This window comes from Clavibacter quasicaliforniensis (assembly GCF_051201715.1).
Lineage (GTDB): Bacteria > Actinomycetota > Actinomycetes > Actinomycetales > Microbacteriaceae > Clavibacter > Clavibacter seminis.
Genome location: NZ_CP139624.1, coordinates 2,851,952 through 2,874,406, shown reverse-complemented (window position 1 = coordinate 2,874,406; position 22,455 = coordinate 2,851,952). Strand labels below are relative to the sequence as shown.

At 70.8% G+C, this 22,455-nt stretch carries 31 protein-coding genes; 30 read left to right on the top strand and 1 reads right to left on the bottom strand.

Going from position 1 to position 22,455, the window contains the following annotated elements; all coding sequences use genetic code 11:
* The 15 genes from rplP to map all read left to right on the top strand — a co-directional run bounded on the left by rplP (nucleotide 1) and on the right by map (nucleotide 8,202).
* A complete protein-coding gene (gene rplP / locus NL142_RS13655) occupies nucleotides 1-420 on the top strand; it encodes a 50S ribosomal protein L16 (protein WP_012039299.1) in 420 nt (139 codons plus the stop codon).
* Nucleotides 420-746 carry a 50S ribosomal protein L29 gene (gene rpmC / locus NL142_RS13650; RefSeq protein WP_012039298.1) on the top strand — a complete coding sequence of 109 codons (327 nt, stop codon included), beginning with the start codon at nucleotides 420-422 and terminating at the stop codon, nucleotides 744-746. The genes rplP and rpmC overlap by 1 nt, the downstream gene beginning before the upstream one ends.
* A 2-nt stretch (nucleotides 747-748) precedes the next feature.
* Nucleotides 749-1,045, top strand: coding sequence for a 30S ribosomal protein S17 (gene rpsQ, locus NL142_RS13645; RefSeq protein WP_012039297.1), 297 nt, complete (start codon nucleotides 749-751; stop codon nucleotides 1,043-1,045).
* Between the two features lie 27 nt (nucleotides 1,046-1,072).
* Nucleotides 1,073-1,441 carry a 50S ribosomal protein L14 gene (gene rplN / locus NL142_RS13640; protein WP_012039296.1) on the top strand — a complete coding sequence of 123 codons (369 nt, stop codon included), beginning with the start codon at nucleotides 1,073-1,075 and terminating at the stop codon, nucleotides 1,439-1,441.
* Between the two features lie 2 nt (nucleotides 1,442-1,443).
* Nucleotides 1,444-1,803 carry a 50S ribosomal protein L24 gene (gene rplX / locus NL142_RS13635; RefSeq protein WP_015491186.1) on the top strand — a complete coding sequence of 120 codons (360 nt, stop codon included), beginning with the start codon at nucleotides 1,444-1,446 and terminating at the stop codon, nucleotides 1,801-1,803.
* A 2-nt stretch (nucleotides 1,804-1,805) separates the two neighbouring features.
* Nucleotides 1,806-2,402 carry a 50S ribosomal protein L5 gene (gene rplE / locus NL142_RS13630; RefSeq protein WP_194684462.1) on the top strand — a complete coding sequence of 199 codons (597 nt, stop codon included), beginning with the start codon at nucleotides 1,806-1,808 and terminating at the stop codon, nucleotides 2,400-2,402.
* Nucleotides 2,403-2,539: 137 nt separating this feature from the next.
* On the top strand, nucleotides 2,540-2,938 hold the full coding sequence (rpsH, locus tag NL142_RS13625; protein WP_012039293.1) for a 30S ribosomal protein S8: 399 nt from the start codon (nucleotides 2,540-2,542) through the stop codon (nucleotides 2,936-2,938).
* Between the two features lie 4 nt (nucleotides 2,939-2,942).
* Nucleotides 2,943-3,479 (top strand): 50S ribosomal protein L6, encoded by a 537-nt coding sequence (rplF, locus tag NL142_RS13620; RefSeq protein ID WP_012039292.1) that lies wholly within the window; start codon nucleotides 2,943-2,945, stop codon nucleotides 3,477-3,479.
* Between the two features lie 2 nt (nucleotides 3,480-3,481).
* Nucleotides 3,482-3,853, top strand: coding sequence for a 50S ribosomal protein L18 (gene rplR / locus NL142_RS13615; RefSeq protein WP_012039291.1), 372 nt, complete (start codon nucleotides 3,482-3,484; stop codon nucleotides 3,851-3,853).
* Nucleotides 3,854-3,888: 35 nt separating this feature from the next.
* The gene (gene rpsE, locus NL142_RS13610; protein ID WP_012039290.1) at nucleotides 3,889-4,554 is read left to right on the top strand and encodes a 30S ribosomal protein S5; all 666 of its coding nucleotides are present in this window, start codon (nucleotides 3,889-3,891) and stop codon (nucleotides 4,552-4,554) included.
* Nucleotides 4,554-4,736, top strand: a complete 183-nt coding sequence (gene rpmD / locus NL142_RS13605) for a 50S ribosomal protein L30 (RefSeq protein WP_012039289.1) — start codon at nucleotides 4,554-4,556, stop codon at nucleotides 4,734-4,736. The genes rpsE and rpmD overlap by 1 nt, the downstream gene beginning before the upstream one ends.
* Nucleotides 4,736-5,314, top strand: a complete 579-nt coding sequence (gene rplO, locus NL142_RS13600) for a 50S ribosomal protein L15 (RefSeq protein WP_435080152.1) — start codon at nucleotides 4,736-4,738, stop codon at nucleotides 5,312-5,314. The genes rpmD and rplO overlap by 1 nt, the downstream gene beginning before the upstream one ends.
* A 125-nt stretch (nucleotides 5,315-5,439) precedes the next feature.
* Nucleotides 5,440-6,762: a preprotein translocase subunit SecY gene (secY, locus tag NL142_RS13595; protein ID WP_194684464.1), complete on the top strand. Its 1,323-nt coding sequence runs from the start codon at nucleotides 5,440-5,442 to the stop codon at nucleotides 6,760-6,762.
* A complete protein-coding gene (locus tag NL142_RS13590; protein ID WP_435080151.1) occupies nucleotides 6,759-7,361 on the top strand; it encodes an adenylate kinase in 603 nt (200 codons plus the stop codon). Before secY ends, NL142_RS13590 begins: the two co-directional genes overlap by 4 nt.
* 4 nt (nucleotides 7,362-7,365) lie before the next feature.
* Nucleotides 7,366-8,202, top strand: coding sequence for a type I methionyl aminopeptidase (gene map, locus NL142_RS13585; RefSeq protein WP_435080150.1), 837 nt, complete (start codon nucleotides 7,366-7,368; stop codon nucleotides 8,200-8,202).
* Nucleotides 8,203-8,255: 53 nt separating this feature from the next.
* On the opposite strand, the gene NL142_RS13580 is transcribed toward map, so the two are convergent.
* On the bottom strand, nucleotides 8,256-10,244 hold the full coding sequence (locus NL142_RS13580) for a BglG family transcription antiterminator (protein ID WP_435080149.1): 1,989 nt from the start codon (nucleotides 10,242-10,244) through the stop codon (nucleotides 8,256-8,258).
* A 212-nt stretch (nucleotides 10,245-10,456) separates the two neighbouring features.
* Between NL142_RS13580 and NL142_RS13575 the strand changes: the two genes are divergently transcribed.
* The 15 genes from NL142_RS13575 to rplM all read left to right on the top strand — a co-directional run bounded on the left by NL142_RS13575 (nucleotide 10,457) and on the right by rplM (nucleotide 22,410).
* Nucleotides 10,457-10,837 (top strand): PTS sugar transporter subunit IIB, encoded by a 381-nt coding sequence (locus NL142_RS13575; protein WP_435080148.1) that lies wholly within the window; start codon nucleotides 10,457-10,459, stop codon nucleotides 10,835-10,837.
* Nucleotides 10,838-10,930: 93 nt separating this feature from the next.
* Nucleotides 10,931-11,197: an HPr family phosphocarrier protein gene (locus NL142_RS13570; protein ID WP_012039282.1), complete on the top strand. Its 267-nt coding sequence runs from the start codon at nucleotides 10,931-10,933 to the stop codon at nucleotides 11,195-11,197.
* Nucleotides 11,194-12,864, top strand: coding sequence for a phosphoenolpyruvate--protein phosphotransferase (gene ptsP, locus NL142_RS13565; RefSeq protein ID WP_194684470.1), 1,671 nt, complete (start codon nucleotides 11,194-11,196; stop codon nucleotides 12,862-12,864). Before NL142_RS13570 ends, ptsP begins: the two co-directional genes overlap by 4 nt.
* 116 nt (nucleotides 12,865-12,980) lie before the next feature.
* Nucleotides 12,981-14,510 (top strand): PTS mannitol transporter subunit IIBC, encoded by a 1,530-nt coding sequence (locus NL142_RS13560; protein WP_435080147.1) that lies wholly within the window; start codon nucleotides 12,981-12,983, stop codon nucleotides 14,508-14,510.
* A 108-nt stretch (nucleotides 14,511-14,618) separates the two neighbouring features.
* Complete coding sequence (locus NL142_RS13555) at nucleotides 14,619-15,056, top strand: PTS mannitol transporter subunit IIA (RefSeq protein ID WP_012039279.1); 438 nt, start codon at nucleotides 14,619-14,621, stop codon at nucleotides 15,054-15,056.
* Complete coding sequence (locus NL142_RS13550) at nucleotides 15,053-16,222, top strand: mannitol-1-phosphate 5-dehydrogenase (protein ID WP_435080146.1); 1,170 nt, start codon at nucleotides 15,053-15,055, stop codon at nucleotides 16,220-16,222. Before NL142_RS13555 ends, NL142_RS13550 begins: the two co-directional genes overlap by 4 nt.
* A 241-nt stretch (nucleotides 16,223-16,463) precedes the next feature.
* The gene (infA, locus tag NL142_RS13545; protein WP_012039277.1) at nucleotides 16,464-16,685 is read left to right on the top strand and encodes a translation initiation factor IF-1; all 222 of its coding nucleotides are present in this window, start codon (nucleotides 16,464-16,466) and stop codon (nucleotides 16,683-16,685) included.
* A 72-nt stretch (nucleotides 16,686-16,757) separates the two neighbouring features.
* A complete protein-coding gene (gene rpmJ / locus NL142_RS13540) occupies nucleotides 16,758-16,871 on the top strand; it encodes a 50S ribosomal protein L36 (RefSeq protein ID WP_012039276.1) in 114 nt (37 codons plus the stop codon).
* 153 nt (nucleotides 16,872-17,024) lie between these two features.
* A complete protein-coding gene (gene rpsM, locus NL142_RS13535; RefSeq protein ID WP_015491172.1) occupies nucleotides 17,025-17,399 on the top strand; it encodes a 30S ribosomal protein S13 in 375 nt (124 codons plus the stop codon).
* A 44-nt stretch (nucleotides 17,400-17,443) separates the two neighbouring features.
* Nucleotides 17,444-17,842, top strand: a complete 399-nt coding sequence (gene rpsK / locus NL142_RS13530; RefSeq protein ID WP_012039274.1) for a 30S ribosomal protein S11 — start codon at nucleotides 17,444-17,446, stop codon at nucleotides 17,840-17,842.
* Nucleotides 17,843-18,003: 161 nt separating this feature from the next.
* Complete coding sequence (locus NL142_RS13525) at nucleotides 18,004-18,999, top strand: DNA-directed RNA polymerase subunit alpha (RefSeq protein ID WP_012039273.1); 996 nt, start codon at nucleotides 18,004-18,006, stop codon at nucleotides 18,997-18,999.
* A 52-nt stretch (nucleotides 19,000-19,051) separates the two neighbouring features.
* Nucleotides 19,052-19,615, top strand: coding sequence for a 50S ribosomal protein L17 (gene rplQ, locus NL142_RS13520; RefSeq protein ID WP_194684473.1), 564 nt, complete (start codon nucleotides 19,052-19,054; stop codon nucleotides 19,613-19,615).
* 104 nt (nucleotides 19,616-19,719) lie between these two features.
* Nucleotides 19,720-20,811: a GNAT family N-acetyltransferase gene (locus NL142_RS13515; protein ID WP_234424852.1), complete on the top strand. Its 1,092-nt coding sequence runs from the start codon at nucleotides 19,720-19,722 to the stop codon at nucleotides 20,809-20,811.
* Nucleotides 20,808-21,812: a tRNA pseudouridine(38-40) synthase TruA gene (gene truA, locus NL142_RS13510; RefSeq protein ID WP_435080145.1), complete on the top strand. Its 1,005-nt coding sequence runs from the start codon at nucleotides 20,808-20,810 to the stop codon at nucleotides 21,810-21,812. Before NL142_RS13515 ends, truA begins: the two co-directional genes overlap by 4 nt.
* Nucleotides 21,813-21,963: 151 nt before the next feature.
* On the top strand, nucleotides 21,964-22,410 hold the full coding sequence (gene rplM / locus NL142_RS13505; protein ID WP_012039269.1) for a 50S ribosomal protein L13: 447 nt from the start codon (nucleotides 21,964-21,966) through the stop codon (nucleotides 22,408-22,410).
* The last annotated feature ends 45 nt before the right edge of the window (nucleotides 22,411-22,455 follow it).

The window sequence follows — 22,455 nt, the reverse complement described above, 5'->3', positions numbered from 1 at the left end:
ATGTTGATCCCCCGCAAGGTCAAGCACCGCAAGCAGCACCACCCGGGTCGTACCGGCCACGCGACCGGCGGCACCGTCGTCTCGTTCGGCGAGTACGGCATCCAGGCCCTCACGCCCGCCTACGTCACCAACCGCCAGATCGAGTCCGCTCGCATCGCCATGACGCGTCACGTCAAGCGCGGCGGGAACGTGTACATCAACATCTTCCCGGACCGCCCGCTCACCAAGAAGCCCGCCGAGACCCGCATGGGTTCCGGAAAGGGATCGGTCGAGTGGTGGGTCGCCAACGTCAAGCCGGGTCGCGTGCTCTTCGAGCTCTCCGGCGTCGACGAGGCCACGGCGCGCGAGGCGCTCACCCGGGCCATCCACAAGCTGCCCCTCAAGGCACGCATCATCAAGCGCGAGGAAGGCGACGCATAATGGCGATCGGTTCCAAGGAGCTCGCCCCCGTCGAGCTGGACACTTTCGAGGACGAGCGACTCGTCGAAGAGCTGAAGAAGGCCAAGGAGGAGCTGTTCAACCTGCGCTTCCAGTCGGCCACCGGTCAGCTCGACAGCCACGGCCGCCTCCGCGCGGTCAAGCGCGACATCGCTCGGATCTACACGGTCATCCGCGAGCGCGAGCTGGGCATCCGTGCCACGCCCGCCCCCGTCGAGGTCCCCGAGAAGCCCGAGAAGAAGAAGGCGACGAAGAAGGCCGCGAAGGCCGACGACGCCGCCGTCACCGAGAAGGCTGAGGAGGCTTGATCATGGCGAACGCCGAAGAGAAGAACACGGCTGACACCGCGACGGCCGACCGCGGCTACCGCAAGTCGCGCCGTGGCTACGTCACCAGCGACAAGATGGACAAGACCATCGTCGTCGAGGTCGAGGACCGCGTGAAGCACCCGCTGTACGGCAAGGTCATCCGCCGCACCTCCAAGGTCAAGGCGCACGACGAGGCGAACACCGCCGGCATCGGCGACCTGGTCCTGATCAACGAGACCCGTCCCCTCAGCGCCTCCAAGCGCTGGCGCCTGGTCGAGATCCTCGAGAAGGCCAAGTAGCCCCGGCTGCTTGGATAAGGAGCAACAGTGATTCAGCAGGAATCCCGCCTCAAGATCGCGGACAACACGGGTGCCAAGGAGATCTTGACCATCCGCGTGCTCGGTGGCTCGGGTCGCCGCTACGCCGGTCTCGGTGACGTCATCGTCGCGACCGTCAAGGACGCGATCCCCGGCGGAAACGTCAAGAAGGGCGAGGTCGTCAAGGCCGTCATCGTCCGCACCAAGAAGGAGACGCGCCGTCCCGACGGCTCGTACATCAAGTTCGACGAGAACGCCGCCGTCATCCTGAACAGCAACGGGGAGCCCCGCGGCACCCGCATCTTCGGACCGGTGGGCCGCGAGCTCCGGGACAAGAAGTTCATGAAGATCATCTCGCTGGCACCGGAGGTCATTTAGTCATGGCGAACATCAAGAAGGGTGACCTCGTGCAGGTCATCACGGGTCGCACGCAGGCCAAGGGCGGCGACCGGGGCAAGCAGGGCCGCGTCCTGTCGGTCCTGGTCGAGCGCAACCGCGTCGTCGTCGAGGGCGTGAACTTCGTCACGAAGCACGTCCGCGTCGGCCAGACGCAGCGCGGCTCCAAGACCGGCGGCATCGAGACCGTCGAGGCGCCCATCCACATCTCCAACGTCGCGCTCGTCGACCCCGAGTCCAAGAAGCCCACGCGAGTCGGCTTCCGGACCGAGCAGGTCGAGAAGGACGGGGTCTCCAAGACCGTCCGCGTCCGCTACGCCAAGAAGTCAGGTAAGGACCTCTAGCAATGACCGACACCGCAACCGCTGGCACGGCCGAGGGCACGCAGCTCCCGCGCCTGAAGCAGAAGTACCGCACCGAGATCGTCAGCCAGCTGACCGCTGATCTCGGCTTCACGAACGTGCACCAGGTGCCCGGGCTCACGAAGATCGTCGTGAACATGGGCGTCGGCGACGCGGCTCGTGACGGCAAGATCATCGACGGCGCGGTCGCCGACCTCACCAAGATCACGGGCCAGAAGCCGCAGGTCACGAAGGCCCGCAAGTCGATCGCCCAGTTCAAGCTGCGTGAGGGCCAGGCCATCGGCACCCACGTGACGCTGCGCGGCGACCGCATGTGGGAGTTCCTCGACCGCCTGCTGTCCCTCGCCCTGCCCCGCATCCGCGACTTCCGCGGGCTCAGCCCGAAGCAGTTCGACGGCAACGGCAACTACACGTTCGGCCTCAACGAGCAGTCCATGTTCCACGAGATCGACCAGGACCGCATCGACCGGGTCCGCGGCATGGACATCACGGTCGTCACGACCGCTCGGACGGACGACGAGGGACGCGCACTGCTCAAGGCGCTCGGCTTCCCGTTCCAGACGCCCGAGAACACGCCGTAGCACGCTCCACCCGCACGACCAGCACGACCGCATCACCGCACGATCGGCGCCGGGCACCTCCGCCCGGCGCCGCCACCACCACAGGTCGTCATCCGTGTCCGGATGAACGAAACCAGGCGAGAGAGGCACCACCAGATATGACAATGACCGACCCGGTCGCTGACATGCTGACCCGACTCCGGAACGCGAACTCCGCGCACCACGACACGGTCTCCATGCCGCACTCCAAGCTCAAGTCGCACATCGCCGACATCCTCAAGTCCGAGGGCTTCATCGCCGGCTGGGACGTCGCGGACGCCCGCGTCGGCCAGACGCTGACGCTCAGCCTCAAGTTCGGCCCCGACCGCGAGCGCTCCATCCGGGGCATCAAGCGCGTGTCGAAGCCCGGACTGCGCGTGTACGCGAAGTCCGCGGAGATCCCCCAGGTCCTCGGTGGCCTCGGGGTCGCCATCCTGTCCACCTCCTCGGGGCTCCTCACGGACCGCCAGGCTGCGAAGAAGGGCGTGGGTGGGGAAGTCCTCGCCTACGTGTGGTAACGCCATGTCACGCATCGGAAGACTCCCCATCGACGTCCCCGCAGGGGTCGACGTCGCCGTGGACGGCCAGCACGTCACGGTCAAGGGCCCGAAGGGCGAGCTGAGCCTCACCATCGCCCAGCCCATCCGCGCCGAGGTCCAGGACGGGCAGGTGCTCGTCACCCGTCCCGACGACGAGCGCGAGTCGCGTTCGCTCCACGGCCTCACGCGCAGCCTCATCGCGAACAACATCGTCGGCGTCACCACGGGCTACACCAAGGGCCTCGAGATCGTCGGCACGGGTTACCGCGTCGCGATCAAGGACAAGGGCGTCGAGTTCGCGCTCGGCTTCTCCCACCCCGTGTACGTCGAGGCGCCCGCGGGCATCAGCTTCACCGTCGAGGGCGTCAACAAGATGACGGTCGTCGGCATCGACAAGCAGCTCGTCGGCGAGACGGCCGCCAACATCCGCAAGATTCGCAAGCCCGAGCCCTACAAGGGCAAGGGCGTCCGCTACGCCGGCGAGAACGTTCGCCGCAAGGCCGGAAAGAGTGGTAAGTGATCATGGCTCTCGGAGTTAGAGGAAAAAGCAAGTCCGCCGCCCGCGGCCGCAGGCACGCACGCCTGCGCAAGAAGGTCGAGGGCACCGAGCTGCGTCCGCGCCTGGTCGTCACCCGTTCGGCCCGTCACGTCTTCGTGCAGGTCGTCGATGACAGCCGTGGTCACACCGTCGCGTCCGCGTCGACCCTCGAGGCCGACATGCGCACGTTCGACGGCGACAAGACCGCCAAGTCGCGCAAGGTCGGCGAGCTCGTCGCCGAGCGCGCCAAGGCGGCCGGCGTGGAGAGCGTCGTATTCGATCGTGGTGGCAACCGCTACGCAGGACGCGTCGCGGCCATCGCCGAAGGAGCTCGAGAGGGTGGTCTGAGCCTGTGAGCGCAGCCGAGAACAACAACAAGGAGCCCGAGGTCGTGGCAGTGGCGGAGACGCCCGTCGAGACCGCGGCGTCCACCGCACCCGCGCAGAACGAGGGCCGTGAGGGCCGTCGTGGCGGACGCGATCGCAACCAGGGCGGCCGCGACAGCCGCGGTGGCCGTGATGCCGACAAGAGCCAGTTCCTGGAGCGCGTCGTCACCATCAACCGCGTGTCCAAGGTCGTCAAGGGCGGTCGTCGCTTCAGCTTCACCGCGCTCGTGATCGTCGGAGACGGCAACGGACTGGTCGGCGTCGGCTACGGCAAGGCCCGCGAGGTCCCGACCGCCATCTCCAAGGGCGTCGAGGAGGCGAAGAAGAACTTCTTCCGCGTCCCCCGCATCGGCCTGACCATCCCGCACGCCGTGCAGGGTGAGGCATCCGCCGGAGTCGTCCTCCTGCGCCCCGCGTCCGCGGGTACCGGCGTCATCGCCGGTGGCCCCGTCCGCGCGGTGCTCGAGTGCGCCGGCATCCACGACGTGCTGAGCAAGTCGCTCGGATCGTCGAACACGATCAACATCGTGCACGCCACGGTCGAGGCGCTCAAGCAGCTCGAGGAGCCGCGCGCCGTCGCAGCCCGTCGTGGGCTCGAGCTCGAGCAGGTCGTCCCGGCCCGCATCCTCCGCGCCCAGCGCGCCGAGGCCGACGCGAAGGCAGGTGTCTGATGGCTCAGCTCCGAGTGACGCAGATCAAGTCCAAGATCAGCGAGAAGCAGAACCAGCGCGACACCCTGCGGAGCCTCGGGCTCCGTCGCATCGGTGCCGTGGTGGTCCGTGAGGACAACGCCCAGAACCGCGGGTACGTGAACACCGTGGCGCACCTGGTGAAGGTGGAGGAGATCGACTGATGGCTGAGAAGAACGAGTCGGCCGAGGCGCCCGTGAAGGCGCCCAAGGCCGCACCCAAGAAGACCGCGAAGGCGCCCACCGCCGCTGCGGCCGCGTCCGCCGAGACGACCACGGTCGGCTCGACGGAGACGGTCAAGCGCGAGCAGGTCCTCAAGGTCCACCACCTCCGTCCCGCCGCCGGGGCCAAGAAGGCACGCCAGCGTGTCGGCCGCGGTGAGGGCTCGAAGGGCAAGACCGCGGGTCGTGGCACCAAGGGCACGAAGGCCCGCTACACGGTCCGCGTCGGCTTCGAGGGTGGGCAGATGCCGCTGCACATGCGCACCCCGAAGCTCCGCGGGTTCAAGAACCCGTTCCGCGTCGAGTACCAGGTCGTGAACCTGGAGAAGCTCGCCGTGCTCTACCCCGACGGCGGCGACGTCACCACGAGCGACCTGGTCGCCAAGGGTGCCGTGCGCAAGAACGAGAAGGTCAAGGTCCTCGGGGACGGCGACATCTCGGTTAAGCTGACGGTTGCGGTCGACAAGGTCTCCGGCTCCGCAGCGGAGAAGATCGTCGCAGCAGGCGGCTCCGTCAAGTAGCACCACAGGACGCAACGGCAGGGGCGGTCGGGCAACCGACCGCCCCTACCGGCACCTGGGGCCGCATCGGGTCGGCCCGACCCCCGCCTCCCGGCGGACCTCCCACAGAAAGCAGGACACCCTCCGTGTTGAGCGCCGTCGTCAGGATCTTCCGCACCCCCGATCTACGTCGCAAGATCGGGTTCACGCTGGGCATCATCGCCCTCTTCCGCCTCGGATCCTTCATCCCGGCGCCGTTCGTCGACTTCGCCAACGTGCAGTCGTGCCTCGCGGCCAACCAGGGCACCTCGGGCCTCTACGAGCTCGTCAACCTCTTCAGCGGCGGTGCGCTGCTGAAGCTCTCCATCTTCGCGCTGGGCATCATGCCGTACATCACGGCGTCGATCATCGTCCAGCTGCTCCGCGTGGTCATCCCGCACTTCGACACCCTCTACAAGGAGGGCCAGTCCGGCCAGGCCAAGCTCACGCAGTACACGCGCTACCTCACGATCGCCCTCGCGGTCCTCCAGTCCACGACGCTCATCACGGTCGCGCGCAGCGGCGCGCTGTTCGGCCAGACCAACGTCAGCGCCTGCACGCAGCTCGTCACGAACGACGCCTGGTACGCGATCATGCTCATGGTCATCACGATGACCGCCGGCACCGGCCTCATCATGTGGATGGGCGAGCTCATCACCGAGCGCGGCATCGGCAACGGCATGTCGCTCCTCATCTTCACGTCGGTCGCCGCCGCCTTCCCGACCTCGCTCATCGCGATCCAGCAGAGCCGCGGCTGGGAGGTCTTCCTCCTGGTGATCCTCGTCGGCCTCCTCGTCGTCGCCGCCGTCGTCTACGTCGAGCAGTCGCAGCGACGCATCCCCGTGCAGTACGCGAAGCGCATGGTCGGCCGCCGCACCTACGGCGGCAACAACACGTACATCCCGATCAAGGTGAACATGGCCGGCGTCGTGCCCGTCATCTTCGCGTCGTCTCTGCTGTACCTGCCGGCCCTGGTCGCGCAGTTCAACCAGCCCGCCGTCGGCCAGGCCCCGGCGCCGTGGGTGCAGTGGATCACCGACAACCTCACGACGGGCGACCACCCGCTCTACATGGCGATGTACTTCCTCCTCATCGTCGGCTTCACGTACTTCTACGTCGCCATCACCTTCAACCCGGAGGAGGTCGCCGACAACATGAAGAAGTACGGCGGCTTCATCCCCGGCATCCGCGCGGGACGCCCGACGGCCGAGTACCTCGACTACGTGCTCACGCGCATCACGCTGCCGGGCTCGCTGTACCTCGGGCTCATCGCGCTCCTGCCGCTCATCGCCCTGTCGCTCGTCGGCGCCAACCAGAACTTCCCGTTCGGCGGCGCGAGCATCCTGATCGTGGTCGGCGTCGGCCTCGAGACGGTGAAGCAGATCGACTCGCAGCTGCAGCAGCGGCACTACGAGGGGCTGCTCAAGTGACCCGGCTCCTGATCGTCGGCCCTCCCGGCGCGGGCAAGGGCACGCAGGCGAAGCGGATCGCCTCCGAGTACGGCATCCCTGACGTCTCGACGGGCGACATCTTCCGGCAGAACATCAAGGACCGCACGGAGCTCGGCCAGCAGGTGCAGGCCCTCGTGGACGCGGGCAACTACGTCCCCGACGAGCTCACCAACAGCCTCGTCACCGCGCGCCTCCAGGAGGAGGACGCGCAGGCCGGCTTCCTGCTCGACGGGTACCCGCGCACGCTCGACCAGGTCGCGTACCTCGAGGAGCTGCTGCAGGGCTGGGGCCAGGAGCTCGACGCCGTCATCCAGCTCGTCGCCGACGAGGAGGAGGTCGTCGCCCGCCTCACGCGCCGCGCGGCCGAGCAGGGGCGCGCCGACGACGGCGAGGAGGAGATCCGCCACCGCCAGGAGGTCTACGTCCGCGAGACGAGCCCCCTCATCGACGTGTACCGCGAGCGCGGCCTGCTCCTCGAGGTCGACGGGCTGGGCGAGGTCGACGAGGTCGCCGAGCGCATCCGCACGGCCCTCGCCGGTCGCGGCGTGCGTCCCTCCTCCGACGCCGGCCGCGCGTAGCGGCGTGGGCGCGCTCCGCCGAACGCCGGGGATCTACAAGACCCCGGACGAGATCCGCCGCATGGTCGCGCCCGGCCTCGCGACCGCCGCGTCGCTCGACGCCGTCCGCGGGCTCATCGCCCCGGGCGTCACGACGGGCGAGCTCGACGCCGCCGCGGACGCCGCCATCCGCGCGCTCGGCGGCCACTCCAACTTCCAGCTCGTGCCGGGCTACCGCCACACGGTGTGCGTCTCCGTCAACGACGAGGTCGTCCACGGCATCCCGGGCGACCGCGTGCTGCAGCCGGGCGACATCGTCTCGGTGGACAGCGGCGCGGAGATCGATGGCTGGAACGGCGACTCGGCCATGACGGTCGTGGTGCCGGATCCCGCGCGCCCCGACGTCGTCGAGGCCCGCGAGCGGCTGTCCCGCGTCACCGAGGACTCGCTCTGGGCTGGCATCGCCCGGCTCGCGACCGCGTCGCACCTCAACGAGGTGGGCGAGGCCGTCGAAGAGAGCGTCGAGGCGGCCGGGACGTTCGGCATCGTCATGGACTACACGGGCCACGGCATCGGGCGCAGCATGCACGAGGATCCGCCGGTGTTCAACTACCGCGTGCGCGGCAGGGGGCCCGCGGTGAAGCCCGGGCTCGTCGTCGCGATCGAGCCGATGATCACCGACGGCGAGGCGGAGACGCGCGTCCTCGACGACGACTGGACCGTCGCCACGGTCGACGGCAGCATGGCCTCGCACTGGGAGCACTCCGTCGCGGTGCACGCGCGCGGCATCTGGGTGCTCACGCTCGCCGACGGCGGGGCGTCGCGCCTCGTGCCCCTCGGCGTCACGCCCGTCGCGCCCTGATCGCCGCGGACGCCTGACCCGCTCCGCAGACGGGGCGGCTGGGGGTCGGCCGGTCAGGTGTCCATGACGTGCACGAGCTCCTCGATGAAGGAGCCGTGGGATCCCGACGCCCGCATGATCGCCTGCACGTCGCGGTGGTCGGAGAAGACCTCGACGAACTGGTCGAACACGTGCTGGAAGCTCGTGCGGCCGCTCGCGCTGAAGGCCACGAGGGCGACCACGTGCACGCGGTTGCCGCCCCACTGCATCGCCTCGTCGTTGACCACGATCGCGATGGCCGTGCGGTGCGCCGTCATGGCGAGCGAGTGCGGCACCGCGAGGGTGTCGGTGAAGGCCGTGGATGACAGGCGCTCGCGCTCGATGGCCCCGTCGATGTACTCGGGCTCGATGATGCCCTGCTCGACCATCCGCTGACCGAGCAGCCGGATCATCGCCTCCTCGTCGGGTGCGTGCAGGTCGCGGAAGAACAGCGACTCGTCCAGGAAGCGCAGCAGGTCGTGCTTCATGGAGCTGCGGCGCGCGTGGCGGCGGACGCGCGCGACGGCCCGGCGGATCGACTCGATGTCGTCGGGCGTCGGCAGCGGCTGGACCACGACGACGTCGTCGCCGGGCGGACGCGTGCCGGTGGCGTCGATCACGAGCTGGACCCCGAGGGCATCCGCGTCGACGTCGGTGCGCGTGACCACGGCGTCCACGCTGATGTCGGCGCCGAGCGCCTGCTCGATGCGCTGCCGCATGATCTGGTGCAGGTCGTAGTAGTTCGGGCAGACGAGCGCGCACGCGACCCGGTCGTCGCGGCGCGCCACGCGCTCCCGGTGCGAGCCCACGTGCAGCGCGATGTACGCGATCTCGTCGTCGTTGATCGCGATCCCGCGCCGCCGCTGCACCTCGCTCGCGATGAACACGGCGATCTCGTAGGTCATCGGGTAGGAGGTCTTGATGGAGCGGGCGAGCGGGTTCCGGGAGAAGGAGCGGTCGGCCGCGCGGGCGACGAGGTTGCCGAGGTGCAGCGAGAAGCGGACCGTGAAGTCCTCGTCCTCGAGGTCCACCAGGTACTCCTGCTTCACGCGGCGGACGATGGCGCGCACCACGTCGAGGTCGCTCTCGACGACGTGCTCGCGCATCACGGTGGCGAGCGACTGCTCGTTGCCGGGGGTGACGACGCGCGTGCGGACGAGGAGCGCGAGGTAGGCGACGTCGCCGGCCGGCACCGGCACGTCGAAGTGGGCGGCGAGCAGGCGCGCGAGCACGGCGCGGATCGCGAGGGCGGTGGGGTCGGCGGAGGGGGCGGCCGATGACGCGTCGTCAGCCGTCGGGTGCCCGGCGCCCGGCGTGCCGTCGTCGGCGGGATCCGTGTCCGCGCCCGAGTCCGCCCGCTGCGGGGACCGCGCCAGCCGGTCGACCGCGATCGCCACGTGCAGCAGCACGTTGTCGACGCCGTACTCGTTCACGAAGAAGCCGCCCTCCGTGAGCTCGCGGACGAGATCCGTCTTGAACGCGCGCAGCGAGTCGGACGCGAACTCCCGCTGCACCGTCTCGAGCGGCAGGAAGCCCTGCGCGCTCTCGTCGCGGAACATGCGCGACAGCAGCCGGCGGAAGTCGCGCTCCGAGCCCTCGAGCACGACGGTGGATCCGGTGCGGCGGAGGGCGAGACCGGCGTCCTCGACGAGGGCGCGCACCTTGCGGAGGTCCGCCTCGACGGTGGAGTCGCTCACGTGCAGCTCGCCCGCGAGCGCGAAGACGTCGAGGCCGTCGGGCGCGTCGCCGAGGCGGCGGACGAGCGCGTGCAGGCGGTCGCGGGGCGTGCCCTGCTGGTCGCCGCCCGTGCGGGTGCCGAGGTGGCGGGCGTAGCTGCCGGCGTCGATCCGGTAGCCGTCGGGGGAGGAGGCGATGGCCACGGTCGAGCGCTCGCGCACCGCCTGGACGTAGGTGCGGACGCTGCGCGTGGTGACCCCGAGGCGGTCCGCGAGCTCGCCGGCCTCGACCCAGCGGTCGGCCGTGGACAGGTAGTCCAGCAGCCTCTCGTGGTTCTCGCTCAGCATGTCCGTCTCCCTGCGCGGCGGCTCGCGTCCCCTCGGGCGGCGGACAGAGAGCGCCGCTCTCGGAGACGAGTCAACCATCCGCTCCTGCCCGGGATGCCCGCCTGAACGTCCGCCGGCCCCGTCTTCCTACCCCGCGGAAGCGGATCTGCTGGCACGCGGCGCGTCCCGGGGAGCACGATGGGACGACCAGCGACGACGCGAGGAGGCACAGCATGACCGGGAGGATCCTCGTCGTCTGCGGCTCCGGCGCATCCAGCACCTTCCTCGCCCAGCGCCTCCGCGCGCTCGCCGAGGCCGACGGGCTCGAGATCGAGGCCGTCGCCGGATCCATCGCCCAGGTGCGCCTCGACGCCGCCGGCATGGACGTCGTCCTCCTCGGCGCCCACCTCGCCGACCGCCTCGACGCCGTGCGCGCCGCGGCCGCCGACGAGGGCGCGACCGCCGTCCTCCTCGACGCCGACGCCGCGCGTCCCGAAGGCGCGCGCGCCGCGCTCGACCGGGCCGTCGCCGCCATGCGCCAGGGCGCCCGCTCGCTCCGCCTCGCGCCGGGGCTGCACGGCCGCCCCGTCGGGGGATCCCCGCCCCTCGCCTGACCACCGGCCCCGCGCCGACGCCGCACTACCCGCAGCACCGCACGACGCCCGCCCACCAGGGCCCCACCGCCGGGGCCGACCGAAGGAGCCACCATGGCAGAACGCACCGTCACCATCGCCTCGTCGCACGGGCTGCACGCCCGCCCCGCCTCGCTGTTCACGCAGGCCGCCGCGAAGGCCGGGATCCCCGTGCAGCTCGCCAAGGGCGACCGCAGCGTCAACGCCGCCAGCATCCTCGGCGTGATCTCGCTGGGCGTCGACACGGGCGACGAGGTCGTCGTCTCCGCCGAGGGCGAGAACGCCGAGCAGGTCGTCACCGACCTCGCGACGCTCCTCGAGTCCGACCTGGACGCCGCATGAGCTCCCGCACCCTGAACGGCATCGGCATCGGCCGGGGATCCGCCGTCGGACCCGTCATCCGCATGCCCGACCCGCTGCCCGAGCCCGCCGACACCGCGAGCACCCTGACCGCAGATGAGGAGCGGATCCGCGTGAGCGCGTCGCTCGCCGCGACGGCCGCCGACATCCGCATCCGCGGGGAGAAGGCCGGCGGCGCCGCCAAGGACGTGCTCGAGGCGCAGGCCTTCATGGCCGAGGACCCCACGCTCGTCGACGACATCACCGCCCGTCTCGCCACGGGCCGCACCGCCGAGCGCGCCGTGCACGAGGCGTTCGCCGGCTTCCGCGACCTGCTCCTCAGCATGGGCGGCTACATGGGGGAGCGTGCCACGGACCTCGACGACGTCTCGCAGCGCGTCGTCGCGCACCTGCAGGGCGTCGCCGCGCCCGGCGTGCCGGATCCCGACCACGCGTTCGTGCTCGTCGCGCGCGACCTCGCGCCCGCCGACACCGCGCTCCTCGACCTCGACAAGGTCCTCGCCCTCATCACGACCGACGGCGGCCCGACCTCGCACACCGCGATCCTCGCCCGCGAGAAGGCGATCGTCGCGGTCGTCGGCGTCGCGGCCGCGAAGGACCTCGCCGACGGCGAGACCGTCGTGGTCGACGCGCTCACGGGCGCCGTCACCGTCGCCCCGACGCCCGAGGAGGAGTCCGCCGCGCGCGACGCCATCGCGGCCCGGAAGGCGCGGGTCGACGTGCCCACCGGACCCGGCGCGCTCGCCGACGGCACCGCGATCCCGCTGCTCGCCAACCTCGGATCCGCCGACGGCGCCGCCGACGCGGTCGAGAAGGGCGCCGAGGGCGTCGGCCTCTTCCGCACCGAGTTCCTCTTCCTCGACGCCACGAGCGCGCCGACCGTCGACGAGCAGCGCGCGCACTACACGCGCCTGCTCGAGGCGTTTCCGGGCCAGAAGGTCGTCGTCCGCGCGCTCGACGCCGGCGCCGACAAGCCGCTGAGCTTCCTCAACGACGCCGACGAGGAGAACCCGGCCCTCGGGCTGCGGGGCCTGCGCGCGCTGCGGGCCAACGAGCAGATCCTGCGCGACCAGCTCACCGCGCTGGCGCAGGCCGACGCCGCCACCGAGGCCGACCTGTGGGTCATGGCGCCCATGGTCTCGACCGTCGAGGAGGCGCGCTACTTCACGGCCCTCGGCCGCGAGCTGGGCCTCAAGACGGTCGGCGTGATGGTGGAGGTCCCGTCCTCCGCGCTCCTCGCCGACCGGATCCTCGCCAACGCCGACTTCGCGAGCATCGGCACCAACGACCTCACGCAGTACACGCTCGCGGCGGACCGGCTGCTGGGATCCGTGGCCGCGTTCCAGGACCCGTGGCACCCCGCCGTCCTCCGCCTCGTGCAGGAGGTCGGCACCGCGGGCCGCGCGCTCGGCAAGCCCGTGGGCATCTGCGGCGAGGCCGCGGCGGACCCGCTGCTCGCCGTCGTGCTCGTCGGCCTCGGCGCCACCAGCCTCTCGATGTCGCCCGCGGCCCTCGCCGACGTGCGCGCCGAGCTCGCCCTCCACACGCGCGAGGAGGCGGAGGCCCTGGCCGCCGTCGCCCTCGCCGCCGACAGCGCCGTCGAGGCGCGCGCCGCGGTCACCGCGGCATCGGCGCCCGCCACCGTCTGATCCGCACCACCGACCCACCCGCACGGCCCTCTCCACCGCACCACCGCACATCCCCCTCACCGCAGCACGGCGGGCCGCAGCAGGCCCGCCACCACCACGACAGGAGCACCACCCCCATGACGACGACGTCACCCACCCGCAGCACGGGACAGTCCGTGCGGCTCGGCGTGCAGAAGTTCGGCACGTTCCTCAGCGGCATGATCATGCCGAACATCGCGGCGTTCATCGCCTGGGGCCTGCTCACGGCCCTCTTCATCCCGGACGGCTACCTGCCCAACGAGCAGCTCGCGGGCCTCGTCGCGCCCGTGCTGTACTTCCTCCTCCCGCTGCTGATCGCGAACACCGGAGGCCGCATGGTCTACGACGCGCGCGGTGGCGTCGTCGCGAGCATCGCGACGATGGGCGTCATCGTCGGCACCATCGGCGAGCCCTACTTCGAGGGCGGCAGCCCGATGTTCCTCGGCGCCATGATCACGGGCCCGCTCGCGGCGTACCTGCTCAAGGTCGTCGAGCGGCTCTGGATCGACCGGATCCGCCCCGGCTTCGAGATGCTGGTCAACAACTTCTCCGCCGGCATCCTCGGCGCGATCTTCGCCATCGGCGCGTTCTTCGGCCTCACCCCGGTGATCCGCGGCATCACGTCGGTCCTCGGCGGCGGCGTCGGCTTCCTCGTCGACAACGGCCTGCTGCCCCTCACGAGCATCGTGATCGAGCCGGCCAAGGTCCTGTTCCTCAACAACGCCATCAACCAGGGCATCCTCACGCCGCTCGGGACCGAGGAGGCGACCCGCACGGGCAAGAGCATCCTGTTCCTGCTCGAGGCGAACCCCGGCCCCGGCCTCGGCGTGCTCCTCGCGTTCACGATCTTCGGCGCGGGCGTCGCCCGCAGCACGGCCCCCGGCGCGATCCTCATCCAGTTCGTCGGCGGCATCCACGAGATCTACTTCCCGTACGTGCTCTCCAAGCCGCTCCTGTTCCTCGCGGTCATCGCGGGTGGCGCCTCGGGCGTCGCGACCAACGTCGCGTTCGGCTCCGGCCTCCGCGGCCCGGCATCGCCCGGCAGCATCATCGCCGTGCTCGGCCAGACCGAGCGCAACAGCTTCCCCGGCGTGATCCTCTCGGTCATCATCTCCGCGGCCGTCACCTTCGTCATCGCGGCGGTCATCCTCCGCACCGGCAAGAAGACCGACGGCGACTTCGGCGCCGCGGTCCAGGCGACGCAGGCCAACAAGGGCAAGGAGTCCTCGATCCTCTCCGGCCTCGGCGCCGAGACCGGAACCGCGGGCACGGTCGGCGGCCTCGCCGACGGCGCGAGCGCGACCGGCACGGGCACAGGCACCGCCACGACGACGCGCATCACCGACATCGTGTTCGCCTGCGACGCCGGCATGGGCTCATCCGCCATGGGCGCCTCGGTGCTCCGCAACAAGATGAAGAAGGCGGGCGTCACCGACGTCACGGTCGTCAACAAGGCGATCGCGGCACTCGACGGCACGGCCGACCTCGTGATCACGCAGCGCGAGCTCACCGACCGGGCCCGCGAGAAGAGCCCGTCCTCCGAGCACGTCTCCGTCGACAACTTCATGAACTCGCCGCGCTACGACGAGATCGTGGAGCTGGTCCAGAAGCAGCGCTCGGACAGCTGATCACCCCGGGTCCGCCCTCGCGGCGGACCCCGCACCACCGCACCGCGGGGGCCGGGCCATGCTGGAAGGCACCCGGCCCCCGCACCACGCACACACGTCAGGAGCACCATGTCGAACGTCCTCGAACCCGCCCAGATCCGCGTGGGCGGCACCGCGTCGAGCGTGGAGGAGGCCATCGCCGAGGCGGCGGGCATCCTCGTCGCCGCGGGCGCCGTCACCCCCGAGTACCAGGGGTTCATGCTCGAGCGCGAGAAGAGCGTCTCGACGTACATGGGCAACCTCCTCGCCATCCCGCACGGCACCAACGAGGGCAAGGACACGATCCTCGACTCCGCGCTCTCCTTCGTCCGCTACGACGCCCCCATCGACTGGGCGGGCAACGAGGTGCGCTTCGTCGTCGGCATCGCCGGCAAGGACAACGGCCACCTCGACATCCTCAGCAAGATCGCGATCATCTTCAGCGACGACGACGAGGTGCAGAAGCTCGTCGACGCCCCCGACGCCGAGGCGCTGTACGCCCTCCTGGCCGAGGTGAACGAGGCGTGAAGGCAGTCCACTTCGGCGCCGGCAACATCGGGCGCGGCTTCGTCGGGCTGATCCTGCACGAGGCCGGATACGAGGTCGTCTTCGCCGACGTCAACGCCGAGCTCATCGGGCACCTCGCGTCCGCCGACTCCTACCGCGTCACCGAGGTCGGCCCGCACGCGCGCGACTGGACGGTCACCGGGTTCCGGGCGATCGACAGCGCCGCCGACGGCGAGGCGCTCATCGCCGAGATCGCGACGGCCGACGTCGTGACGACGGCCGTGGGCCCCGCCATCCTCCGCTTCGTCGCCCCCGCGATCGCCGCCGGCCTCCGCGCGCGCTCGGCCGACCTCGGCCCCGTCGCCGTCATGGCGTGCGAGAACGCGATCAACGCGACCGACACCCTCCGCGACGAGATCGCGAAGGCGCTCGGCGACGAGACCGACGCCCTCGGACGCGCGGTCTTCGCGAACACGGCCGTCGACCGCATCGTGCCGAACCAGGATCCCGCCGCGGGCCTGGACGTGACCGTCGAGGACTTCTCGGAGTGGGTCGTGGAGCGCACGCCGTTCGGCGACGCCGTGCCCGAGATCGCCGGCGCCACGTTCGTCGACGACCTCGCGCCCTACATCGAGCGGAAGCTCTTCACGGTGAACACCGGTCACGCCACCGTCGCGTACCACGGCTACGCGCGCGGCGCCGTGAGCCAGTCGGACGCGATGGCGATCCCCGAGGTCGCCGACGAGGTGCGCCAGGTGCTCGAGGAGACGAGCGCGCTGCTCGTCGCCAAGCACGGGCTCGACGAGGGGGAGCAGGCGGCGTACCGCGAGAAGAACCTCGCGCGCTTCGCCAACGCGGCCCTCGCGGACACCGTCGAGCGCGTCGGCCGCCAGCCGCTGCGCAAGCTCTCCCGCGAGGAGCGCTTCGTGGGTCCCGCGTCGCAGCTCGCCGAGCGCGGGCTCCCGCACGACGCCCTGGTGCGCGCGATGGGGCAGGCGCTCCGCTTCGACCCCGCGGGCGACCCGCAGGCGCTCGAGCTGCAGGGGCTGCTCGCGACCGACACGGCCGCCGACCTCGTCCGCCGCGTGACGGGCCTCGAGGACCAGCACCCGCTGACGCCCGACCTCGTCGCCGTCGTCGACGCCGCGCAGGCCGACCGCCGCAGCGCCCCCCGCCACCGCGCGTAGCGGGCACAGCGACAGCAGCACGGGCACGGGCCGGACGGGCGACCGTCCGGCCCGTCGTGCGTCCGCTAGCGCAGGATCCGCGGATCCGCCCGCGACACGCGGGGAGAATTGCGACACGCCCGGGGATGCCGTACTCTCGACCCTTGGTGCTCGGCCGCCTCCCGGCGTGCCCGGCATCTGCGTCTCACCATGATGCGCATCCGCACGAACAGCAGACACCACCTCTAGCGACAGTGAGTATATGGCCAAGAAAGACGGCGTCATCGAGATCGAAGGCGGAGTTGTCGAAGCTCTGCCGAACGCGATGTTCCGCGTTGAGCTGAGCAACGGGCACAAGGTCCTCGCCCACATCTCGGGCAAGATGCGTCAGCACTACATCCGCATCCTCCCCGAGGACCGCGTGATCGTGGAGCTGAGCCCGTACGACCTCACCCGCGGCCGGATCGTCTACCGCTACAAGTAGGCCTGCTGCACAAGGAACGGCCCCGCATCCGCGGCGGCACGAGGCCAGCGAGAACGAAAGCAAGGAAGCATCATGAAGGTCAACCCCAGCGTCAAGAGGATCTGCGAGAAGTGCAAGGTCATCCGACGCAACGGCCGCGTGCGCGTCATCTGCGACAACCCCCGCCACAAGCAGGTCCAGGGCTAGTCAGCACGACCGCACGGCACCACCGCACCACCTGAAGAAGAACGACAGCAGCGCCGGAAGCCGGGGTCCTGAGGGATCCGGGGGACACCATCGGTCGGAGGCCGATGCACAGGCTCTGCTGCAGACCTCCATCCATCACCAGGAGAAGCCTCAATGGCACGTCTAGCAGGCGTCGACCTCCCGCGCGACAAGCGCGTCGAGATCGCACTCACGTACATCTACGGCGTCGGCCGCACCTCGAGCGTCAAGACCCTCGAGGACACCGGCATCGACAAGAACATCCGCGTCAAGGACCTGAGCGACGACCAGCTCATCGCCCTCCGCGACTACATCGACGGGAACTTCAAGGTGGAGGGCGACCTCCGCCGCGAGGTGGCCGCCGACATCCGACGCAAGGTCGAGATCGGCAGCTACGAGGGCATCCGCCACCGCCGCGGCCTCCCTGTCCACGGGCAGCGCACGAAGACCAACGCTCGCACCCGCAAGGGCCCGAAGCGCACCGTAGCCGGCAAGAAGAAGGCGCGCTAGGCCTTCGGCCCGCGCCTCGCCACCCGTAGACACAGGAGAATTCCATGGCAGCACCCAAGTCGGCCGTTCGCAAGCCGCGCCGCAAGGACAAGAAGAACATCGCCGTGGGCCAGGCCCACATCAAGAGCACCTTCAACAACACCATCGTCTCGATCACGGACCCGACCGGTGCCGTCATCAGCTGGGCGTCCTCGGGCGTCGTCGGCTACAACGGCTCGCGCAAGTCGACGCCGTTCGCCGCGCAGCTCGCCGCCGAGTCGGCCGCCCGCCAGGCGCAGGAGCACGGCATGAAGAAGGTCGACGTGTTCGTCAAGGGACCCGGCTCCGGCCGCGAGACCGCGATCCGCTCGCTCCAGGCCGCCGGCCTCGAGGTGGGCTCGATCAACGACGTCACCCCGCAGGCGCACAACGGCTGCCGCCCGCCCAAGCGCCGCCGCGTCTAGCTCGCGCTGATCGGCCGCTGCCGTCCCGCTCCACCAGGAGGGGACGGCGTCGGCCGATCCGCCGTGTGTCCGATCGACCAATTCACTACCCGCCCGGGCCGCCACTCGGGGGGCATCGCAGGCGTCATATAGCGGACGCCTCGCCGAAAGGAAACAACACAGTGCTCATTGCGCAGCGCCCCACCCTCACCGAGGAGTCCATCTCGGAGTTCCGCTCGCGGTTCGTCATCGAGCCGCTCGAGCCCGGCTTCGGCTACACGCTCGGCAACTCGCTCCGCCGCACGCTCCTCTCGTCCATCCCCGGCGCGGCCGTCACCAGCATCCGGATCGACGGCGTGCTGCACGAGTTCAGCACCGTCCCCGGCGTGAAGGAGGACGTGACCGAGATCATCCTCAACATCAAGGGCCTCGTCGTCTCCAGCGAGCACGACGAGCCGATCACCGCGTACCTGCGCAAGCAGGGTGCGGGCCAGGTCACGGCCGCCGACATCTCGGCTCCGGCCGGGGTGGAGATCCACAACCCCGAGCTCGTCATCGCCACGCTCAACGAGAAGGCGAAGTTCGAGCTGGAGCTGACGATCGAGCGCGGCCGCGGCTACGTCTCGGCGACCCAGAACCGCAGCGAGTTCAGCGAGGCGGGCCAGATCCCGGTCGACTCGATCTACTCGCCCGTGCTCAAGGTCACCTACCGCGTCGAGGCCACCCGTGCCGGCGAGCGCACCGACTTCGACCGCCTCGTGGTCGACGTCGAGACCAAGTCGGCCATCACGCCGCGCGACGCCATCGCGTCCGCCGGCCGCACGCTCACCGAGCTGTTCGGCCTGGCGCGCGAGCTCAACTCGGCCGCAGAGGGCATCGAGATCGGCCCCGCGCCGGTCGACGCCGTCCTCAGCTCCGAGCTGTCGATGCCCATCGAGGACCTCGACCTCTCGGTGCGGTCGTACAACTGCCTCAAGCGCGAGGGCATCAACAACGTCAGCGAGCTCGTCGCCCTCTCGGAGACGCAGCTCATGAACATCCGCAACTTCGGACAGAAGTCGGTGGATGAGGTCAAGGACAAGCTGGTCGAGCTCGGTCTGTCGCTGAAGGACGCCGTCCCCGGCTTCGACGGCGCGCACTACTACAGCTACGACGAGGACGAGACCACCACCAACTGATCCGTCCGGCCTCGGCCGTACGCCTTCTTTCGACACTTACGGAGACAAGACCATGCCCAAGCCCACCAAGGGTCCCCGCCTCGGAGGCGGCCCGGCGCACGAGCGCCTCATGCTCGCGAACCTGGCCCAGAGCCTCTTCGAGCACAAGTCCATCAAGACGACCGAGACGAAGGCCAAGCGCCTGCGTCCCGTCGCCGAGCGCCTCGTCACGTTCGCCAAGCGCGGCGACCTGCACGCCCGCCGCCGCGTCATGGGGATCATCCCCTCGAAGAGCGTCGTCCACGAGCTCTTCACGGAGATCGCGCCCCTCGTCGCCGAGCGCGACGGCGGCTACACCCGCATCACGAAGCTCGGCTTCCGCAAGGGCGACAACGCCCCCATGGTGCAGATCGAGCTCGTGCTCGAGCCCGTGACCCCGAAGGTCCGCTCCTCGCGCACCTCCACCGCGACGGCCCCGGCCGCCGCGGCCCCGGTCGCCGAGGCGCCCGCGGAGGAGTCCGACGTGCCGGTCGAGGAGACGGACACCGTCGAGCACACCGACGAGACCCCCGCGGAGGCGACCGACGAGGCCGCCGCCGAGGTCGAGGCCGACGCCGCGGAGAAGTCCGCCGAGTAGCAGCACCGCACCATCCCGAGAGCCCCCGCCGCCCTGCGCGACGGGGGCTCTCGTGCGTCCAGACGGCCAGGCGGCTGCTCACGCGGTCCCGGTACCCTGGACGGATGACCGACAGCAGCACGACCATGCCGGACGACCCCTCCTCCACCGCGCCGATCCCGCTCCCCGAGGGGCCGGAGGGGATCACGTGGCGCCCCATCTCCCCTGGCGACGTCGACGCGCTCGTCGAGCTCGCGAGCGACGTGGCCGACGCCGACCACCCGGAGTACCGCGCCACCCGCGACGAGATCGTGATGGCGCAGGGCTTCTCCTTCGTCGACCTCGCGCGTGACACGATCGTGGCCGTCGACGCCGACGGGCGCCTCGTGGCCGAGGGCGTCGCCGTCGTCAAGCCGGACGACGAGACCGTCGTCCGCGCGAACACCTCGGGCTCCGTGCACCCCGGCTTCCGCCGTCGCGGCATCGGCGGGCGGCTGCTCGACTGGCAGATCGCGCGTGCCACGCAGTCCCTCGCCGTGGCCCAGCCCGCCCCGCACATCGAGGAGCCGGTGCCGACGCGCATGGGGGCGGACGTGCAGGTCGACTCCGCTGGCCATGTCGCCCTCCTCGAGTCGCGCGGGTTCACCCCGAGCCGCTACTTCATCGAGATGCACCGCGACCTGGCGACCGAGCTGCCCGACGTGCCGGCGCCCGAGGGCCTCCGCCTCATCCCCGTCACGCCCGAGTGGTGGGAGCGCACGCGCCTCGCGAAGAACGAGGTGTTCCGCGACCACTGGGGATCCGAGCCCGTCAGCGTGGAGCGCTGGGACGCGTACCTGTCGCTGCCGACCGCGCGCCACGACCTCTCGGTCATCGCGGTGACGGGCGACGGCGAGGACGCCGTGGTCGCCGGGTTCGCGATGGCCGAGGTGTACCCGGACAACTGGGAGGCGGCGGGCTACACGTCCACCTACATCGCCCTCGTCGGAGTGCGGCGCGAGTTCCGCGGCCGCCGCCTCGCGCAGGCGCTCCTGTCCACCGCGCTCGCGGGGTCTCGCGCGGAGGGCGTCCAGCGCGCCGTCCTCGACGTCGACTCCGACAGCCCCACCGGCGCGCTCGACCTGTACGAGCACCTCGGCTTCACGCAGGCGAGCCGCTCGGCCGTCTACGAGCGCGAGGTCGGCATGACGCCGCCGCGGGGATCCGCCGCCCGATGAGCGCGGATGCCGAGGCGGGGGACGCCGGCACGCGCCTCCGCCTCGACATCGCGTACGACGGCACGGGGTTCGCCGGCTGGGCGAAGCAGCCCGGGCTGCGCACCGTGCAGGGCGCCCTCGAGGACGCGCTCGCGCAGCTGCTCGCGCGGACGCCGCCGGCGCCGACGCTCGTCGTCGCCGGGCGGACCGACGCGGGCGTGCACGCGACCGGGCAGGTCGCGCACCTCGACCTCACGGATGCGCAGATCGCGTCCCTCGACCGGCCGCCGCGGGGTCGCGCGGCCGAGGCCGACGCGGGGGAGGGGGCGCACGTCCCCTCGGCCGAGCGCGCCGCGGCGTCCCTCGCGCGCCGGATGAACGGCGTGCTCGGCGCCAGGTCCGACGTCGTGGTGCTCGCCTGCGCCCCTGCCCCCGACGGGTTCGACGCGCGCTTCTCCGCGACATGGCGCGCGTACCGCTACAGGATCTCCGACGTCGACGGCCCCCGCGACCCCCTCCAGCGGCATCGCACGGTCGAGCTGCCGGTCGCCCTCGACGCGGCCGTGCTGCAGGAGGCGGCCGACGCGCTCCTCGGCCTGCACGACTTCGCGGCGTACTGCAAGCCGCGCGAGGGGGCTTCCACCATCCGCACGCTGCAGGAGCTGAGCTGGACCCGCGCGGCCGACGGCGCGCTCGAGGCGGCGGTCCGCGCCGACGCGTTCTGCCACAGCATGGTGCGCGCGCTCGTCGGCGCGTGCGTCGCGGCGGCGTCCGGACGCGTCGGGGTCGCCCGGCTCCGCGAGCTGCTGGAGCTGCGCGAGCGCACGAGCGAGTTCACCGTGATGCCCGCGCGCGGCCTGGTGCTCGAGCGGGTGGGCTACCCGCCGGACGCGGAGCTCCGAGCGCGGAACGAGATCACGCGCGCCAGGCGCGGCGCGCACGAGGTGGACACGATCGCCGAGGGCGCCGCGACTGCCGCCCGCGACCTCGCCCGGTTGGCCGACACGCCCGGGATTGCCTGATCGTCCCGGATCGCGTACTCTGAACCGGTTGTCTGCACGCATGCGCGCGGCGACGTACAAGGTTGAGCCCTCCACCGGATGCGTTCTCGTCAGAACGCCCACGGAGCGGGATCCACGACCATCTCACCTCGAAAAGAAGGCAGTCAGATCAATGACGCGCACCTATTCCCCCAAGGCCAGTGAGGTCCAGCACGACTGGGTCGTCATCGACGCCACGGACATCGTCCTCGGCCGTCTCGCCAGCCACGCCGCCGCGCTCCTGCGCGGCAAGCACAAGGCCACGTTCGCCCCCCACATGGACATGGGCGACTTCGTGATCATCGTCAACGCCGAGAAGGTGGCGCTCACGGGCCAGAAGCTCGAGAAGAAGCTGGCCTACCGCCACTCCGGCTACCCGGGCGGCCTCACGGCCACCACCTACGTCGAGATGCTCGAGAAGCACCCCACGCGCGCGGTCGAGAAGGCCATCCGCGGCATGCTGCCGAAGAACTCGCTGGGTGCGGCGCAGCTGAAGAAGCTCAAGGTCTACGCGGGCCCCGAGCACCCCCACGCTGCTCAGCAGCCCACCCCGTACACCCTCGGCCAGGTCGCTCAGTAGCTCCGGCTGCCGACAGCGACGACCAAAGACCTCAGAAGGAATCGA